Origin of the sequence: Candidatus Kryptonium thompsonii, from assembly GCF_001535985.1 — a bacterium.
Lineage (GTDB): Bacteria > Bacteroidota > Ignavibacteria > Kryptoniales > Kryptoniaceae > Kryptonium > Kryptonium thompsonii.
Window position 1 is genome coordinate 1 of record NZ_CZVS01000011.1, and the last position, 17,777, is coordinate 17,777.

General features: G+C 36.5%; 21 protein-coding genes and 1 pseudogene. 15 read left to right on the forward strand and 7 right to left on the reverse strand.

The genetic code is table 11. The annotated features are described in order from the left end of the window. The 4 genes and pseudogenes from AWW78_RS01925 to AWW78_RS01945 all read right to left on the reverse strand — a co-directional run. The coding region (locus AWW78_RS01925) for an FtsX-like permease family protein (RefSeq protein ID WP_176696222.1) at nt 1–249 on the reverse strand (249 nt) is incomplete at its 3' end. Beyond that, nucleotides 221–1,183, reverse strand: coding sequence for an ABC transporter permease (locus tag AWW78_RS01930; protein WP_075426034.1), 963 nt, complete (start codon nt 1,181–1,183; stop codon nt 221–223). The genes AWW78_RS01930 and AWW78_RS01925, both read right to left, overlap by 29 nt. A gap of 78 nt (nt 1,184–1,261) precedes the next feature. Next, nucleotides 1,262–2,512, reverse strand: a pseudogene (locus AWW78_RS01940) (S8 family peptidase). Between the two features lie 91 nt (nt 2,513–2,603). Continuing rightward, nucleotides 2,604–3,110, reverse strand: a complete 507-nt coding sequence (locus tag AWW78_RS01945; RefSeq protein WP_047133158.1) for a hypothetical protein — start codon at nt 3,108–3,110, stop codon at nt 2,604–2,606. 449 nt (nt 3,111–3,559) lie between these two features. Between AWW78_RS01945 and AWW78_RS01950 the strand changes: the two genes are divergently transcribed. The 10 genes from AWW78_RS01950 to AWW78_RS01985 are packed head-to-tail and all read left to right on the forward strand — an operon-like array spanning nt 3,560 to nt 11,349. Then, on the forward strand, nt 3,560–4,279 hold the full coding sequence (locus AWW78_RS01950; protein ID WP_047133159.1) for a response regulator transcription factor: 720 nt from the start codon (nt 3,560–3,562) through the stop codon (nt 4,277–4,279). Beyond that, nucleotides 4,276–5,646 (forward strand): sigma-54-dependent transcriptional regulator, encoded by a 1,371-nt coding sequence (locus tag AWW78_RS01955; protein ID WP_047133160.1) that lies wholly within the window; start codon nt 4,276–4,278, stop codon nt 5,644–5,646. Before AWW78_RS01950 ends, AWW78_RS01955 begins: the two co-directional genes overlap by 4 nt. A 52-nt stretch (nt 5,647–5,698) precedes the next feature. Continuing rightward, nucleotides 5,699–6,661, forward strand: coding sequence for a 23S rRNA (guanosine(2251)-2'-O)-methyltransferase RlmB (rlmB, locus tag AWW78_RS01960; RefSeq protein WP_075426037.1), 963 nt, complete (start codon nt 5,699–5,701; stop codon nt 6,659–6,661). Then, nucleotides 6,658–7,380 carry a M20 metallopeptidase family protein gene (locus AWW78_RS10350; protein ID WP_102134796.1) on the forward strand — a complete coding sequence of 241 codons (723 nt, stop codon included), beginning with the start codon at nt 6,658–6,660 and terminating at the stop codon, nt 7,378–7,380. The genes rlmB and AWW78_RS10350 overlap by 4 nt, the downstream gene beginning before the upstream one ends. 38 nt (nt 7,381–7,418) lie before the next feature. Then, on the forward strand, nt 7,419–7,499 hold the full coding sequence (locus tag AWW78_RS10975) for a hypothetical protein (RefSeq protein WP_420022044.1): 81 nt from the start codon (nt 7,419–7,421) through the stop codon (nt 7,497–7,499). Next, entirely contained in the window at nt 7,462–7,845 is a 384-nt protein-coding gene (locus AWW78_RS10355; protein WP_102134797.1) for a M20/M25/M40 family metallo-hydrolase, read from the forward strand. Before AWW78_RS10975 ends, AWW78_RS10355 begins: the two co-directional genes overlap by 38 nt. 17 nt (nt 7,846–7,862) lie before the next feature. After that, nucleotides 7,863–9,644, forward strand: a complete 1,782-nt coding sequence (locus tag AWW78_RS01970) for a TrkH family potassium uptake protein (RefSeq protein ID WP_082349179.1) — start codon at nt 7,863–7,865, stop codon at nt 9,642–9,644. Then, a complete protein-coding gene (locus AWW78_RS01975) occupies nt 9,644–10,306 on the forward strand; it encodes a potassium channel family protein (protein WP_082349181.1) in 663 nt (220 codons plus the stop codon). Before AWW78_RS01970 ends, AWW78_RS01975 begins: the two co-directional genes overlap by 1 nt. Next, nucleotides 10,299–10,670 (forward strand): 6-carboxytetrahydropterin synthase QueD, encoded by a 372-nt coding sequence (queD, locus tag AWW78_RS01980; RefSeq protein WP_047133163.1) that lies wholly within the window; start codon nt 10,299–10,301, stop codon nt 10,668–10,670. Before AWW78_RS01975 ends, queD begins: the two co-directional genes overlap by 8 nt. A gap of 13 nt (nt 10,671–10,683) precedes the next feature. Further along, a complete protein-coding gene (locus AWW78_RS01985; protein ID WP_047133164.1) occupies nt 10,684–11,349 on the forward strand; it encodes a radical SAM protein in 666 nt (221 codons plus the stop codon). Here the strand turns inward: AWW78_RS01985 and AWW78_RS01990 are convergent. Genes AWW78_RS01990 through AWW78_RS02000 form a run of 3 tightly spaced genes read right to left on the reverse strand, consistent with a single transcriptional unit; the run spans nt 11,346 to nt 14,051 of the window. Further along, entirely contained in the window at nt 11,346–13,358 is a 2,013-nt protein-coding gene (locus AWW78_RS01990) for a ferrous iron transporter B (protein ID WP_047133165.1), read from the reverse strand. The genes AWW78_RS01985 and AWW78_RS01990 overlap by 4 nt on opposite strands. A 7-nt stretch (nt 13,359–13,365) precedes the next feature. Beyond that, nucleotides 13,366–13,602, reverse strand: coding sequence for a FeoA family protein (locus tag AWW78_RS01995; RefSeq protein WP_159421244.1), 237 nt, complete (start codon nt 13,600–13,602; stop codon nt 13,366–13,368). Next, nucleotides 13,599–14,051 (reverse strand): Fur family transcriptional regulator, encoded by a 453-nt coding sequence (locus tag AWW78_RS02000; RefSeq protein WP_047133166.1) that lies wholly within the window; start codon nt 14,049–14,051, stop codon nt 13,599–13,601. The genes AWW78_RS01995 and AWW78_RS02000 overlap by 4 nt, the downstream gene beginning before the upstream one ends. A gap of 163 nt (nt 14,052–14,214) precedes the next feature. On the opposite strand from AWW78_RS02000, the gene cutA reads away from it, so the two are divergent. The 5 genes from cutA to purM all read left to right on the forward strand — a co-directional run bounded on the left by cutA (nt 14,215) and on the right by purM (nt 17,777). After that, nucleotides 14,215–14,550 (forward strand): divalent-cation tolerance protein CutA, encoded by a 336-nt coding sequence (gene cutA / locus AWW78_RS02005; RefSeq protein ID WP_047133167.1) that lies wholly within the window; start codon nt 14,215–14,217, stop codon nt 14,548–14,550. Further along, entirely contained in the window at nt 14,547–15,323 is a 777-nt protein-coding gene (locus AWW78_RS02010) for an ABC transporter permease (RefSeq protein ID WP_047133168.1), read from the forward strand. The genes cutA and AWW78_RS02010 overlap by 4 nt, the downstream gene beginning before the upstream one ends. Then, nucleotides 15,320–16,351 carry an ABC transporter substrate-binding protein gene (locus AWW78_RS02015; protein ID WP_047133169.1) on the forward strand — a complete coding sequence of 344 codons (1,032 nt, stop codon included), beginning with the start codon at nt 15,320–15,322 and terminating at the stop codon, nt 16,349–16,351. The genes AWW78_RS02010 and AWW78_RS02015 overlap by 4 nt, the downstream gene beginning before the upstream one ends. Nucleotides 16,352–16,431: 80 nt before the next feature. Further along, nucleotides 16,432–16,719: a 4Fe-4S dicluster domain-containing protein gene (locus tag AWW78_RS02020; RefSeq protein WP_047133170.1), complete on the forward strand. Its 288-nt coding sequence runs from the start codon at nt 16,432–16,434 to the stop codon at nt 16,717–16,719. Between the two features lie 62 nt (nt 16,720–16,781). Next, nucleotides 16,782–17,777 (forward strand): phosphoribosylformylglycinamidine cyclo-ligase, encoded by a 996-nt coding sequence (gene purM / locus AWW78_RS02025; protein ID WP_047133171.1) that lies wholly within the window; start codon nt 16,782–16,784, stop codon nt 17,775–17,777.

A 17,777-nucleotide genomic window follows, 5' to 3' on the forward strand; every position in this document is an offset into this window, starting at 1 on the left:
TGGATAATAAGATGCGAATGAACAAAGAAAAATTGCAGCAAGCCAAACAGCAATAAAATCTGTTAACTTCATTTCCACTGGAAGGGATGGAATTATATAAACTGTGGGATCAAGAGGAAAGATATGATATTTCTCCTGAATATAACAAACAATGAATCCAATCAAACTTCCAACGCTTGCCCCAGTTATGCCAATTATAATCCCCTCAAACATAAAAATTCTAACGATATCCGAGCTTTTTGCACCCATCGCCCTTAAAATTCCAATGTCTCTCGTTTTTTTCAATAACCGACATAGTCAGGGAACCCAATATATTAAAAGTTGCGACAAAAATTATCAATGACAATATAACATACGCAACCCATCTCTCAATCTGCATCACCGAATATAAATCCTTGTGAAGGTCATACCATGTTTTAACTTGAAATTCATTCCCAAGCCGTGATTGAATTATTTTCTTAACATCTTCAGATTTATCGATGTCATAGAGACGAATCTCAACGCCATTTATCTTCCCCCTCATGTCAAAAAGTTCCTGTGCAGATTTAAGCGATGTAAAAGCATAATATCCATCGTAATCTTTATTGTTTGATTCAAATATTCCAGAGACGACAAATTTTTTTACATTCGGTTGAACTAATCCAAACATAGATGAAAAACTTGGACTAACGAGTGTCACAGTATCACCAAGAAGAGCATTTAATCTATCTGCTATCGTCAATCCCAGAATAATTTTAGGTAATTTATCCCCATCCGAAAGGTCAAAGTTTCCAAGAACTAACTTGCTTGGGAGCCCCGAAACAAGGTGTGCCTTTGTAGGATCTATGCCTTTAATATACAAAACTCGATTATTTCTATCTGAGATTAACATTGCTTTGCTTATAACAAAAGGAGCATATCCCCTAATTTGACTTATATCAGAGATTGCTCCTTCTATCTTTTTGAAATCCTCAGTGCTTAAATTTAACTTCTTTTCGATTCTTATATGCGGATCAAATTCTACGAGAATTTTCGTGACAAGTCCATTGAAACCATTGAAAACAGAAAGGACAATTATAAGTGCCGAAACACCAATAGTGACCCCGATAAACGATATTAAACTTATAATTGATACAAGAGTTATTTTTCTTTTCGAGCGAAGGTATCTCCAAGCGATGAAAGTTGTAAAGGGGAGCTTTAGCATATCACAAACGCTTGCTTTAAAAAGACAAATCTACAACAAAACCAGGTAGCCACCCGAAAGTGGCTACCTTGATTAAATTTAATAGTTCCCAGCGTAAACTGACAATTTGGTTGTATTTTTTCTGTTTACACTCACCCATGCTTTCCCATCAGCAACTAAGCGATCGCGCACTTGTTGAGGGGTGGCGCTGGGATTTCCTGATAGATAAAGAGCAGCCGTCCCAGCGACATGAGGCGCAGCCATTGATGTTCCACTGAGAGTTGCAGTTGAACTACCGATATAAGTTGATAAAATCCTAACACCTGGAGCATTTATATCAAGCAATGAACCCCAGTTTGAAAATGTTGCAAACTTATTTGATTCATCATAAGCTCCAACCGTGATTGCTTCTTTAACATGAGCAGGGCTGTAAAACTTCGCGTCTTATCCATCATTTCCAGCCGCAATCGCGTAAACAACCCCAGCATTAATTGAGTTTACAACTGCATAATCAAGCGAATTATACGAGGTCCCAGTTCTTGCACCAAGGCTCATGTTCGCAACCATCGGTAGATTTGGATTGTTAAGCTTTTGCTGGGTTACAAAATCAACACCAGCAATTACATTTGAAAACGTCCCCGAACCATCATCACCAAGAACCTTCACAGCAAAAAGCTCAACACCCGGTGCAACGCCAACAACATAACTATTATCATCCTTAGCCCCAATTATTCCAGCGACGTGTGTACCATGACCATTCCCATCATCAGCTGTTCCCTTACCTGTAAAATCAACACCACCAACAACATTTAAATCAGGATGATTTAATTGAATCCCAGTATCAATTACATAAACTCTAACCCCACTTACGCTTCCACTTCCATCTCCCGCCTTTGTTGAACTTATATCAGCATCAATTCTATCAATCCCCCACGGCAATGTTTGAGCAAAAGCATAGACAATTCCATCTTCCTCAATGTAATCTATCCTTGGATCGGCTCGCAAAGCAATAAGTTTATCCTCAGGGATTTCTGCAGCGAAACCTCTAATTGTATAGCGATAAACATGCTCAAGATTTAGACCATAAGTTGAAGCAATTTCACCAGCAATTTTATTAACTGTTTGAGCGACACTTTTGAAATCACCTTTTGGCAAAACATTTTCCTTGAAGACAACGATATATTTCCCTGGGATCGTATTTTCTGCTGATTTTATAACCGGTGCAAGCCCCTGTTGTTGTGTTTGACTGAACTGCTCTTGCTCAAAGGGTTGACTACATCCTGAAATCAACCCAATTAAAAATGAAATAACAAAGATTAAAGATATCGTGAGAATAACTCTCTTTTTCATCTTATCTCTACCTCCAGTTTTTACCTTTGTTATCTAAAATTAAAAGCCCAGCCTTTAAGGCTGGGCGAAAGGAAAAAACGTCAAACTACTTTTACTTCGTCGGCAAGGTATAAAGAACACCAACCCCAACATCCAAATAGTTTTTTGTCCCCACAACAGCTGAATACTTAAGGGTTCCAACAACCTTCACATTTGGCGCTGCGCTATAGGTGACAAATCCTCCAACTCCCCCAGTAATCTTTGTTGCGCTTTCTGGCTTGCTGACAAAAGCAACTCCCAAATCACCTAAAACCCCAAGCTCAACCTTGTCTTGAGTGTAAGCAGTGTAGCCCAAACCATACTTCACAGGGATGAATGTGTACTCTGCAGATTGATCCTCCTTCGGAAATGTCGTATAGCCAACTGAAAGTTGACCAGAAAATCCTTTCACCTTAAAAAAGCTTTCGGGAATATCATAACGATAATAAACGCTGCCTCCAAAACCAACCGTTGGCTTTGCAGTTCCATACCCAAGTGCTAATCCACCTCCAACCTCTCTCGATAAAGCGACACTACTTACTAATAAAGCTAAAGCCAAAAATAAAAAGAGCCCTCTCATATTAACCTCCCTATTATTTTTAATTTTTGATTTTTGTTTATTTTTTTACCACATCGTTATTATACAAAATTTAAAAATAAAAGTCAAGAGGTGTAAATTTTTTTTAAGCATTTAATCAAAAGTTTAAATTTTCCCTATACAAAAAATACATAACCAGCGACCAAGTAACTCAATTCCGACCTCTAAAATTTCAATAAATTTAGTCTATCCCCTACGCTCTAATTAAATCCCATAAACATCACCCTGAAACCTAATTTTAAAACTTTATAATCTTGCGATTCCCATTTTAATTTTAAAATAAAAAATTTGTATTATTAAGTGAATTCCACCAAAAAGGGTAATTCAAGAATAGACAGAGAAAATGCGCAAGAAAAACATTGAAAGAATCACATCACCGGTATGTTTCAAAGGTTTGTATTTAAAAATAAATTCAATAGGTTTGATCCTTTATGGAAAAGGATAATGAAGTAATCAAAATCCTTTTGATTGAGGATGACCCAAATATCGCGGGTTTAATTAAGTATTATCTAAATTCATACAAAAAATATTCCTTCGCTGTCGACTGGGCTGAAACGGCGGAAAGGGGGATTGAAAAACTTTCCTTGGCAAATACTTATAATTTAATTTTGCTTGACTATTATCTCCCGGAAATGAATGGAATAGAGGTGCTTAAAATTATCAAATCGCGAAACATAGATACATTAGTGATAATGCTCTCAAGCGTAAAGGAAAAAGAAGTTATGAGCGAAGTTTTGAAACTTGGAGCCACTGATTACTATATGAAAGAAGATATCATTGGACCACTTTTACCCGTCATCGTAGCAAGCGCCATTGAAAAAGAAAATCTCAAAAAGCAAATTGAAAAAGATAAAGGCGAACAATCTCAAAAAATTGAAGCAATTCAAGAAATAGTTATTACTGTATCACATGAGATAAATAACCCACTTGCTGCAATAAAGCTTGCAACAAATATTTTGCTTAAAAAAGATCTCTCCCCCGATGTAAAAACATACATCAAAATAATCAAGGAAAGCACAGATAGAATTGAACAAACTGTCTTAAAATTAAGGGAACTTAAAAGTGACCAAATCGTCCCATATGTAGGGAAGTTAAGAATGTTCGATTTATCAAATAAACCAGGTCACCAACAAAGTGAAAGCAAAGAATGAGTGGAAAAAATGTTCAAGCAAAAATTTTAATTGTTGACGACGAAGAATACCTATGCGAGTTACTAAAAGATGAACTGCTCTCAACAAATCTCTTTGAAGTTGACATAGCAAATGATGGAGCGCAAGCGATAAATAAAATTCAGAGTAAAATTTACGATGTTGTCCTTCTTGATATAAAAATGCCAAGGATTTCTGGAATTGAAGTTTTAAAGTTTATAAAAGAATATTCCCCGGATACAGAGGTGATAATGATAACAGCGCTTGGAGATATAAAACTTGCGGTTGAAACAATTAAACTCGGTGCATTCGATTTCATAACGAAACCATATAATTTTGATGAACTTCTCGTTTCAATTCAAAATGCGCTTGAAAAACGACAGCTTAAACTTCAAAACATATTAATGCAAAAGGAACTATCACATCTCACGCAAAGCGATGAAATAATTGGACAAAGCAAGGTATTTAAAGATGTACTTGACATCGTTGCACGAGTGGCTGGAACTGACACAACAGTTTTAATTTACGGTGAAAGTGGAACTGGAAAAGAAGTTATAGCTCGCCTCATCCATAAAAACAGTTTGCGCAAGGATAAACCATTTGTCACAATAAATTGCGCCGCAATTCCAGATACACTTCTCGAATCAGAGCTATTTGGTTACGAAAAAGGAGCCTTCACAGATGCTCACACATCAAAGCCAGGACTCGTAGAAATTGCAAACGGTGGGACCTTATTTCTTGATGAAATTGGTGATTTAAGTCAATATGTTCAACCAAAGTTACTTAGATTTATTGAAACGGGTGAATTTAGAAGAGTTGGTGGGAACAACATCTTAAAAGTTGATGTGAGAATAATCTCAGCAACAAATAAAGATTTAAATGAAGAGGTTAAGAAAGGTAATTTCAGAGAGGACTTGCTCTATAGGCTAAATGTTGTGACGATTCGCCTTCCAGCTCTAAGAGAAAGAAAGGAAGACATTCCATTGCTTGTTGAATATTTCCTCAACAAAAAGACGCGAGGAAGAAAAAAGATCAGCCCAGAGGCGATGCAAATTTTGATAAACTACGACTGGCCTGGGAATATTCGAGAACTTGAAAATGTAGTTGAAAGAGCAGCGATACTTGCTAAAGACGACATAATAAAACCCGAAGACCTGGCGTTAAAACCTGAACTTAAAGAAGATTACTATGCCAAACTTATGCGAAAACCTGTCAATACCCTTTCACTTGCTGAACTTGAAAAAATCCACATTGAAAATGTTTTAAAAGCAAACAACTGGAATAAGTCAAAAACAGCTGAAATTCTTGGTATCAGTTTAAAAACCCTATATCTTAAATTAAAGCGCTATGGAATAAGTGAACCGTTTTAATTTCTGGTTTTAATCAATTTTTTAAAATAAAAAAACGGGGAGATGAAAATCTATGGACATGGAAAGAGAAAATATTCAAACGCAAGAACAGGAAGAAACTAAACCGAGGTTGATAGCAGGGCGTCAACCCGTTATCGAAGCGCTAAAATCCCAAAGCGTGATGATCGAAAAAATTTATCTTCTCCACGGTATAAGGGGAAGTCAAATTGACAAAATCAGAAATCTTGCGCGCAAAAAAGGCGTGCCATTTGTTGAATTAAACAAACAACGATTTCGCGAACTTGCAAGTGATATAGCAACACAGGGAGTTATCGCAGTTATAAGCGAGGCAAAATATATAAGCGTTGACGATATTTTAAATGTATCAAAAGAGAAAAATGAACTACCCTTCATTTTAATACTTGATGAAATAGTTGATCCTCAAAACTTTGGAGCGCTTGTCAGAACCGCCGAATGCGCGGGAGTTCATGGAATTATAACCACGAAACATCACACTGCGATCATAAATTCAACTGTAGCACGTACATCCGCTGGAGCAGTCGCTCATGTCGGAATAGCGAAAGTTACAAATCTCGCACAAACTCTTGATGAATTAAAAGAGAAAGGAATATGGATCGTTGGCGCGGATGCAAATGCCTCAAGGCTCTACTACGAGATTGATTACACAGTGCCAGTAGCAATTGTAATAGGAAATGAAGGGCGTGGCTTAAGATTTTTGACCAAACAAAAATGTGATTTCCTTGTAAAAATTCCGATGTACGGAAAAGTCGAATCGCTGAATGCATCCGTTGCAGGGGCTTTGATAATGTATGAGGTCGTAAGAGCAAGAGAATTGAAAAAGAAAAAAATTGTAAATCCATATCTAACTGTAAACGAGCCACTTCTCATGTCATCCTCGACCTTTACTCAACCGTCGGAGCCATTGGCTCCTCAACCAGAAACGAATCAAGATGTTGAGCAAACTGAAGACAGGAAAGAAAAGTCGAAAAAGAAAACAACAAAATCAAAAAAGTGAATCAAACAGCTCAAAATAAAATTTTTCACCTTGCTGAAAAATTTTTCGCCAGAATGGTCTCGATAAGAAGAAAAATCCATCAATATCCAGAACTTGCTTACGAAGAATATAAAACATCCGAACTTATAGCACGAACCCTTAAATCACTTGGTTTAAAAGTCCAAACTGGAATCGCTAAAACGGGTGTAATCGGCATTCTTGAAGGCTCAAAGAAAGGAAAAGTCGTTGCGCTACGCGCTGACATGGATGCCTTACCGATACAAGAGCAAACTGGTTTGCCCTTTTCTTCAAAAGTTCCTGGAAAAATGCATGCTTGTGGACACGATGCTCACACCGCGATGGTTCTTGGCGCAGCAATGATATTAAAACAACTTCAAAGTGAGCTAAACGGAACAGTTAAGTTTATTTTTCAGCCAAGCGAAGAAAAAAATCCCGGTGGCGCAAATCAGATGATAAAAGAAGGCGCACTTAACAATCCAAAGGTTGATTATATCTTCGGTCTTCATGTTCGTCCAGACGCTGATCCAGGAACAATTTTCGTCAAAGATGGACCGCTTATGGCATCCGCTGATGAGATTTACATTAAAATTAAAGGGAAAGGTGGGCATGGCGCCCGCCCCCATTTTACAATCGATCCTATAGTAATTTCAGCAGAAGTTGTTCTAGCCTTACAAAAAGTCGTAAGCAGATTTTTTGACCCATTGAACCGAGAGTTTTAACAATTGGCTCAATTCACGCAGGAACAGCAACCAATATAATCCCTGATGAAGTCACAATATCTGGGACACTGCGAACAATGAATGAAGAATGGCGTAAAAAAAGCATGGCAAATGATTGACCAAATCCTACGCGGAATAACATCAACTTATGGTGCTAGTTACGAATTAAAAATTAATCAAGGTTATCCAGTTTTAGTAAATGATCCAGAAACCACAAGGTTTGTAAAAGAAAAAGCAATTGAACTTTTTGGAAAAAATAAAGTATTTGAGGCAAAGCCAGTGATGGGAGCTGAGGATTTCGCTTATTACCTTCAAAAAGTTCCGGGATGCTTTATATGGCTTGGTGCTGGACATAAAAACTCAAAACACGATATACACAGTTCAAAGTTCACAATAAATGAAGAAGCAATGAAATACGGCGCCTCCCTTCTTGCTTATCTTACTATCTCCATTCTGTCAAAATAAAAAGCCAATTTTTAAACTTGTATCCAGACCCGCAGACTAAGCTCGAAAAGTTCGCTGGTATACTTGACAAATTAATGCTCATCGTCGCTGGCTCAGTTATAGCAACACTTATAATCGAATATGGCTTCTACATTAGTGACTCGGTTAAACGGGTTATACAGCAGTTTAATCTGATTGCGATTTTCTACTTCGTTTTTTTCAACCTTTCAAAACTAGTGATAAATCCTCAACCACTTAGTTACCTTCGCAAAAAATGGATTGAATTCATCTTAACATTTTTAATCATACTTCAAAGCATTGGATTTTTATTATATTTCAGGGAACCATACACAATTGACATCAAAACACTCACAAGAATATATATCGCCTCTGCGCAAATCTATCTCACCCTTGACATCGGCTTAAAAGCAATAAGATATAGTCAAAGGTTAATTCAAAAATCGGTTCATCCCGCACGACTTCTCGTGATAAGCTTTATGCTTTTAATTTTTGGTGGAACCTTGCTGTTGCTTCTTCCGAAAGCAACATATAAAGGAATTTCAATAATTGATGCGCTTTTTACCGCAACAAGTGCCGTATGTGTGACGGGATTAACGGTTGTTGACACAGGAAAATACTTTACAACATTTGGGCAATTAATCATAATGTTTTTAATTCAACTCGGTGGACTCGGTATAATGACATTTACAACATTCTTTATGCTCCTTTTAAGTGGTGGACTGGGAATAAAAGAAAGGCTTATGCTTGGTGAAATTTTTAGCGAAAGAAACTTATCAAAGATTTCATCAACCGTAACAAGAATTCTTTTTATAACTTTCGCAATCGAAGCAATTGGGGCAATCGCTCTTTATAATTTTCTCCCAGATTCAATTTTTAAAAATGAAACCGAAAAAATTTTTTGCTCAATTTTTCATTCAATTTCTGCTTTCTGCAACGCTGGGTTTTCAACTTTCTCAAATAATCTAATGGACATAAAAAATAACATACCTGCAATTCTTACAATAGCAACCCTTATTATCCTTGGTGGGCTTGGATTCATTGTTTTAAGTGAATCGATCGAAAAACCGTTTTTAAAAATGTTGAGGAAAATCAAATTTTTGAGAAATAAAATCCCACCACAAAGAGTTGTCTTTAGTCTTCATTCAAAGTTAGCAATTTCAACAACTGCCATTTTAATAATTTTCGGGTCGCTGTTCTTTTTTATCCTTGAGTTTAATAACTCTTTAAAAGCTGAACCCACGCTCGGAAAAGTTGCTCACGCTTTCTTTCAAGCTGTAACACCAAGGACCGCTGGATTTAATACAATTGATATCTCAAAAATTAGCATCACAACGACGCTGTTTATAATGTTGCTCATGTGGATAGGTGCATCACCTGGCTCAACTGGTGGTGGCATTAAAACGACTTCCTTTGCCTTAATTGTTCTGAAAATTCGGTCGATGATAAAAGGCGATGAGAGAGTTGAAATCTTCAATAAACAGATAAGCGAGGAGAGTGTATCAAGAGCGTTCGCTTCGGGATTGCTTTCTATTCTTTTGATATTAACAGCCACATTTATTCTCACAATAACTGAAAAAACGGCAAACTTAATTGATATATATTTTGAAACTGTATCAGCATTTGGAACCGTTGGATTAAGCAGAGGGATAACACCTAATTTGACAATTTTTGGAAAGTTGATTATCATTACGATGATGTTTATTGGAAGAGTAGGACCCCTTGTCTTTTCATTTGCGCTTTTTGGAAAAGCCGAGAAAAAACGCTATGAACTTCAAAAAGAAAATGTTTTGGTCACATAATGAAGAAATTTGCCGTAATTGGTCTTGGAACGTTCGGAAAAAGTCTTGCCATGGAACTTGCGGAATCAGACGCTGAAGTTCTTGCAATCGATATAAGCGAAGAAAGGATAAATGAAATCAGCCACCCCAATATCACAGCTGTAAAATTTGACAGCACCGACATAAAAGAACTTGAAAGATTTGGAATAAAAGATACAGATGCTGTTATCGTCACAATTGGAGAAAATTTTGAAGCATTACTTTTAACCTGCGTATTGCTCAAAGAGCTTGGAGTCAAAAGAATAATTGCAAGAGCAAATGAAGAGATTCACAAAAAAATTTTGAAAAGCATAGGTATACGAGAAGAAGACATAATCACGCCTGAAGAAGAGGTTGCAAAACGACTTTCAAAATTGCTTTTAAGCGAAGGTTTTATTGAATTTTTTGAGATCACAAAGGATTATGAAATAGCATGGATAAAAGCCCCTAAAAGTTTTTTAGGAAAAACAATTCGTGAACTTGAATTGAGGCAAAATTACAATGTCCTACTTGTAACAGTTATAAGAAATGAAAAAACAATAGGCGTTCTTGATCCCGATACAACAATCGAACAAAACGATGAGTTGTTAATCTTTGGCAGAGATAAAGATATTAAAAAAATAATTCACCAAAGCAATGTATAAAATTTCAGCTCAGAAAAGATTTTCGGCTTCACATATAATCAAAGATTACCCAGGCGAATGCGGTCGCCTGCATGGTCACAATTGGAATGTTAAAGTTACAGTTAAAGCAAAAGAACTAAATGACTTTGGAATGGCTATAGACTTCAAAGAATTATCCCAAATTTTGAATGAAGTAATTGAAAAACTTGATCACTATCACCTTAACGATATACCACCATTTAATGAAATTCAACCGACCGCTGAAAACCTTGCAAAATTTTTCTATGATGAGCTGAAATCAAAACTGGCTCAATATAAAAATGTTGAAATTGACTCAGTTGAAATATGGGAAACTGAAAAATACTCCGCAATTTATCAAGAGTGAATAACTGTAAAAAATGAAAGCAAACAAGCCCGAAAACATACTTACTGTAAACGAAATTTTCTTTAGCATCCAAGGCGAATCAAGCTGGATGGGATTTCCCTGCGTCTTCGTCAGGTTAACATACTGCGATTTAAGGTGTGTATGGTGCGATACTGAATATGCTTTCTACGAGGGTGTTGATATGACAATTGATGAAATTATTGAACAGGTGAGATCATACAACTGTAATCTTGTCGAGATAACAGGCGGAGAACCATTATTCCAAGAAAACACATTGAAACTAATTGAAAAACTATGTGATGAAAACTTCACTGTTTTGCTTGAAACTGGTGGACATAGAGATATAAGCAAAGTCGATCCAAGAGCTCACATAATTATGGACATAAAATGCCCCGGAAGCAAAATGAGTCACAGAAACCGATGGGAAAACATAGAATATCTTTCAAAAAAAGATGAAGTGAAATTCGTTATAAAAGATAGAGCTGACTACGAATGGGCTAAAGAAATAATTAAAAAATTTAATCTCACTGAAAGAGTGAAAACGGTTTTATTTTCACCCGTATTTGGAGAGATTGAACCAGTTACACTTGCTACATGGATACTTGAAGATAAACTTCCCGTCCGATTTCAGCTTCAAATGCATAAATACATTTGGTCACCCACCGCAAGGGGTGTTTAAATTAAAATCTGTGAAACTATCCCACCGACTGTGAACGCTATAACCCAACTTGAACCCCAGATTATCAACCCTTCTACTAAACCTCTCTCCTTCAACATAACCGTCAGCGAAGCTATACATGGTACAAATAATGTAATCGTCACAAGTCCTGCAACCGTTTGCATAGGTGTTAGATCGAGCGCATAAAATCCAGCTGCACCGAAATCCCTTCTCACGATTCCCATTATAAAAGCTCTTGATGCCTCAGCAGGTAATTGGAGCCAATTAACAGTTAGCGGTGAAAGAAGTTGAATCCATTTATCAAGCAAACCTGTAACTTGCATAATTCCAATAGCAAAGGCGCCAATAAAAAACCACATTCCCGCCTCTTTTATAAAGAAGAGGGTTCGCATCTGTGTTTTTCTAATAAGATTATTAATTCGTGGAATCCTCATCGGTGGCAAATCTATAAGAAGTGGAGTTGCCCCACCTGGTAAAATTTTGTTTAAAACAACACCAACAAAGACGAAAACAGAGAACATTACAAAGATGTAAATTAATGTAGCTTGAAATCCAGCCCTCATAAGAAGCGTCGTTATGACCGCAAGTTGTGCCGAACATGGAATTGTTATTTGCAAAATCGCTGTCATAATCCTTTTATCCCTGGTCGTAGGAAGAAGGCGTGTTGTTATAGTTGCCATCGTCACACAACCAAAACCAAGAATCGTTGGAATAATTGCTTTACCATTCAACCCAATATAATTCATCAATTTATCGACAAAAGTTGCAAGCCGTGGTAAATATCCACTATCCTCAAGTACCGCAAGCATAAGATAAAACCCCACAACAAGAGGTAAAAGCAAAAATAAAAGATATCTGACCGTCATCGTTAAAACCCCAAATTCACCAAAAAATATAACTAAAGCTGGATTCTTAAAATTGAACTCATATTCAACATTTTTACCTCTAACAAAGTTTTGCATTTCATTTAAAAGCTCAGGTGAATTTTTCAAACCATGTTCAAAAGTAAAACTTTTACTATCAACTACTTCATCACTTTCGTTTATGACATTAACACTTATCTCAACTGGGAAATAATTTGCGATAAGTTTCTTGACATTATACTCATAAATCTGCACACCAATTTTATTCTCCGTGAAATCAACTAAATCCTGAGCTATCAATTTACCAATTATTAAGTACGCCAAATATAGAACAAAGGCGATAAAAACAAGACCAAACACAGGGTGCATCGCAAGCCTGCCAATTAGCCCTGAAATCCTCCCAGCCGTAGTATCAACGCTTACAACCTCCGCAACGATTTGATTTGCCCTATTTCTTCGCTCGATATAAACCTTCTCACGTTCATCATATTTACAAAGTTCACCGTCAAACCTCGACCCAAATTTAGCAATGGTCTCCGTATCTCCCTCGACAATTAAGAGAGCTTCAATTTCACTTATGTTAAGTTTTCTCGAAATATCTAAAATCTTATCTGCAAGTTTTTTATCTCTATTTCCCTGACAAGCTTTTTCAATTGCATTAACAACCTCATCAAAGCCAACTTGTTTAACAGCAATCGTTGGGATTACCGGAACGCCAAGTAATTTTGAAAGTCGCTCAACATTTATTCTAATTTTTTTCTGCTCTGCTTCATCCATCATATTCAATGCAACTACAACAGGCTTACCCGAATCTATGAGTTGAAGTGTAAGGAACAAATCTCTTTCAAGGTTTACGGCGTCAACAACATTTAAAATAACATCGGCATCCATAATTATGTTTTTTGCAATTCTTTCCTCATCGTTAAAGGAAGAAAGTCCGTATATCCCAGGAGTATCATATACAATGAAATTTTTATACCTGCCCTTTAAAATTTCAACCGTTGTCCCCGGATAATTTGAAACTTCAACATAAAGTCCGGTTAAGTAGTTGAAAAAAATTGATTTTCCAACATTAGGGTTTCCAACTAAAACGAGCTTTTTGAAACCCTTTTCTATTTTTATTTCTGTGGATTTATGTACATGCATAAGGATATCAGATTTTTTTGACAATAATTTTTTTCGCTATTTCACTTCCAACTGCTATTTCTTGGTGTTGCTTTGATATAACAACGGTGCCACCGGGCAATTTATAAGCACATTTAATTTTTACTCCCTCAGTGACACCAAGACGAACAAAGTGTGCTTTCACACTATCATCAGGTAACTTATAAACTTCAAGTTCCATTCCAGGTTTTGCATCGCTTAATTTCATAACTTCATCTTTTTTCATTTCTTTGCCCCTGCGCATTTTGCACAAAGTCCGTAAATTTGGTGCGTATGTCTTATCGGTTTAAACTTATATTTTTTGCATATCTCATCCTGAATTTTCTCAATCTCTTCGCTCCTAAATTCAATTATAGTTCCACAATTCACACATATCAAATGATCATGATGTTCCCTTCCAAAAGCTCTTTCATAAACGAAAACATTGCCCACTTTATGCCTTGAAACCACCCCAAGATCAAACAAAAGTTCAAGCGTGTTATAAACTGTCGCCCTCGAGACCTTTTTCCCCTCATTTTTCATCTTAACAAACAAATCTTCCGCACCAAAATGCCCCTTCATCTCAAGGATTGAATTCAAAACCTCATATCTTTGCTCTGTTGCTCTAAGATTACTGCGTTTTAAATGTGTTGAAAAATCTCTACGAACTTTTTCAATTAATTTTTCGCTCGCCATTTTTCACTCCATCTATTTTAAACTTAATCTAAATAAAAATTAAAAACTTTTGCAATAAAAAGCAAATAAATAAAAATGCCTACTGTCAAGACATATCCTGTATATTTGAACTTCTCACCTCAAATTGATATTTTTAATAAAAACAAAACTTCAAACTTGTGAAATGACAGATTATGTGATCATCTTGGTCACAACTCCAAATGTAATTGAAGCGAGGAAAATCTCAAAAATACTTGTAGAGGAAAAACTTGCCGCTTGCTGCAACATAGTTGAAAAAGTTAACTCGATTTACTTCTGGCAAAATAATGTAGTGGATGACTTCGAATCTCTCATTATAATCAAAACAAGAAAAGACCTTTTCCCTGAACTTGAAGCTCGGGTTAAAGAATTGCATAAATACACTGTCCCTGAAATTATAGCAATTCCGATAATTGCTGGTTCTAATTCATATCTTGACTGGATCAACGACACTGTAAAGCAAGTTGAAAAGACAAAATGAGAAGGTCATCAAGGGATTTGCTATTTAAAATTTACATCGCTGGGGTTTATGTTTTTCTTTACTTACCGATCCTTGTTCTAATTATCCTTTCCTTTAACAAATCGAGATGGACAACGATTTGGGAAGGATTTACACTACAATGGTATGTTAAACTTCTCAACAACAAAATTCTTTTAAACTCGTTAAAAAATAGCATCATTGTCGCTCTCGCATCAACATTTTTTTCAACTTTCTTCGGAACCATCGGTGCAATCGCCTTGAGGAAACTTGAATTCAAGTTAAAAGAAGCCTTCGAAATTTTAATTTATCTCCCTGTAATAATCCCTGAGATAGTCTTAGCTGGGGCATTGCTCAGCTTTTTCGGATTTGTCAAAATTACGCTTGGGTTTACAACTGTTATAATTGCACATATCGTCTTCAGCATTTCATATGTCATCTTGATCGTGCTCGCAAGACTACAAAACATCGAAAAGGAGGTTGAGGAATCGGCACTTGACCTTGGAGCAAATGAATTTGAAGTTTTTAGAAGGGTTACACTCCCGCTTCTTCTTCCAGCGATAATTTCATCGGCACTTATTGTCTTCACACTTTCAATCGATGATTATTTAATCACATCTTTTGTGGCTGGCGTTTCCTCCACAACGCTACCACTTCAAATCTATTCAATGTTGAGAACAAATATAACCCCGGAGATAAATGCTATCTCCACGATTATGCTTTTAACCACAACGATGGCGATAATTTTATCACAAAAGTTGCTGACATCGAAATGAAGGTGAGATTCTTAACCATAGTTTTATTTTCAATTTTCACCTTGATTTTTAATTCATGCTCCAGAAGCAAAAACGAAGTCAATGTCTATGTATGGTCGGATTATTTATCGCAAGATGTGATTGAAGAATTCGAAAAGGAGACGGGAATTAAGGTTAATCTCGACACTTATGATTCCAATGAAGCACTGCTTGAAAAATTACAAACTGGAGTAAGTAAATATGATGTCGTCGTCCCCTCAGATTACATGGTTCAAATACTTATCAGACAAAATCTTCTTCACGAGATTGATAAAGCTAAAATTCCAAACCTTAAGCATATAAATCCTCGCTTTTTAAATCTTCAGTATGATCCCGAGAATAAATTTTCTGTTCCATTTTTCTGGGGGACGACTGGTTTTGCCTACCGAAAAGATAAAGTTGGGAAATTACCTGAAACTTGGTCAGTTTTGTTTGATGAAAAGTACAAAGGGAAAATTTTGATGCTTGACGATATGAGGGAATGTTTTGCAGTGGCTCTTAAACTTCTCGGACATTCAATAAATGAAACAGATACATCGATTCTTTTAAAAGCAAAGGAAATTTTGGCAAATCAGAAAAAACTTGTCAAACAATACAACAGTTCTGGCTTTGATCAAGCAATTTTGTCCGGGGATGTTTGGATAGCCCACGGCTGGAGTGGTCAACTTGTGAAAATAGCCGAATCGGATTCAAATATAGTTTATGTTCTCCCAAAAGAAGGAGGAACATTATGGATTGACAATCTCGCAATTCCAAAATCTGCCGATAATATTGAAAATGCCCACATTTTTATCAATTTCCTGCTGAAGCCCGAAATAAGCGCAAGGGTGAGCGAATTTTCCGGCTACGCAACTGTAAATGAAACTGCAAAAAAATTCATCAACCAGAAATATTTAACAAAACAAAGATATCCGGACGAGGAAGCGCTCAAAAATTTTGAACTTATGCAGGATCTCGGCACAGTTACAAAACTTCTCGATAGATTTTGGACGGAGATAAAATCACAGTGATTTGACAAAAGTCAATTTTTAAAAACCCTTTTATTCTTAAATTTTTAATGCAAAATTAAAAACAAACTTGGAGAACCTCAATGGCGTACATTATTGCAGAACCCTGCGTAGGGGTTTGCGACACCGCCTGCGTTCAAGTCTGCCCTGTAAATTGCATTTATGGTCCGGAAGGTTATGATGTTACGAATGAGGAACATCTGAAGGAGATGCGGGAGAAAAAGATGCAGCTTTATATCCATCCTCAAGAATGCATTGATTGTGGTGCTTGCCAACCGGAATGCCCTGTTGAAGCAATCTTCCCAGAGGCAGAGGTACCGGAAAAATGGCAGCAATATATCAGAATTAACTATGAAAGATTTGGTTTGTAATTTCTAAAGCCCGACCTTTAACTGGGTCGGGCTTTTTTATTTAAACTAAAAGCTTAAAACCCATGAAAACCTATAAAGACGCCGGAGTTGATATCGACCTCGCTGAGAAACTTGTTCAAAAAATAAAACAATTAGCTAGAAAAACTTTTAACGAACGTGTTCTTGCAGATATTGGATTATTCGGAGCTTTTTACGATGTAAAGTTTGAAGAATACAAACATCCCGTCCTTGTCTCAAGCGTAGATGGAGTTGGAACAAAGCTTAAAATCGCCTTTCTTGTAAATAAACACGACACAATTGGACAAGATTTGGTAAATCACTGCGTAAATGACATACTTGTTTGCGGTGCAAAACCTCTTTTCTTTCTTGACTACTTCGCAACGGGAAAGCTAAACATCGATGTTGCTGAGCAGGTGATATATGGGCTTGCAAAAGCGTGTGAAGAAAACAACTGCACTTTGATAGGTGGTGAAACTGCCGAAATGCCTGGATTTTATCAGGAAGGTGAATACGATTTAGCGGGAACAATAGTTGGAATTGTTGAAAAAGAAAAAATTATAAAGGGTGATAAAGTAAAAGATGGTGATATTTTAATAGCTTTGCCCTCAACTGGACTTCACACAAACGGGTACTCGCTCGCACGAATGATATTGCTTGAAAAATTTAAAATAGATGAATTTATCCCGGAACTTAACACAACTCTTGCCGAAGAACTTTTGAAGATCCATCGTTCATATCTAAAGCCAATTTTAAAACTTCTCGATAAATTTGAAATCCATGCGATGGCACACATAACAGGCGGTGGCATCATCGGAAACACAAAAAGGGTGGTGCCAGAAACTTTAAAGATAAAGATATACTGGGATTCATGGGAAAGGCCAGCTATATTCAACCTCATCCAAAAGCTTGGTAATGTACCTGAAGAAGACATGAGACGAACATTCAATCTCGGGATTGGTTTAATTTTAATAGTTGACAAAAACGATGCAGACAAAATCATTAATGAACTGAAATTACTAAACGAAAACCCATTTATCATTGGTGAGATAACAAAATAA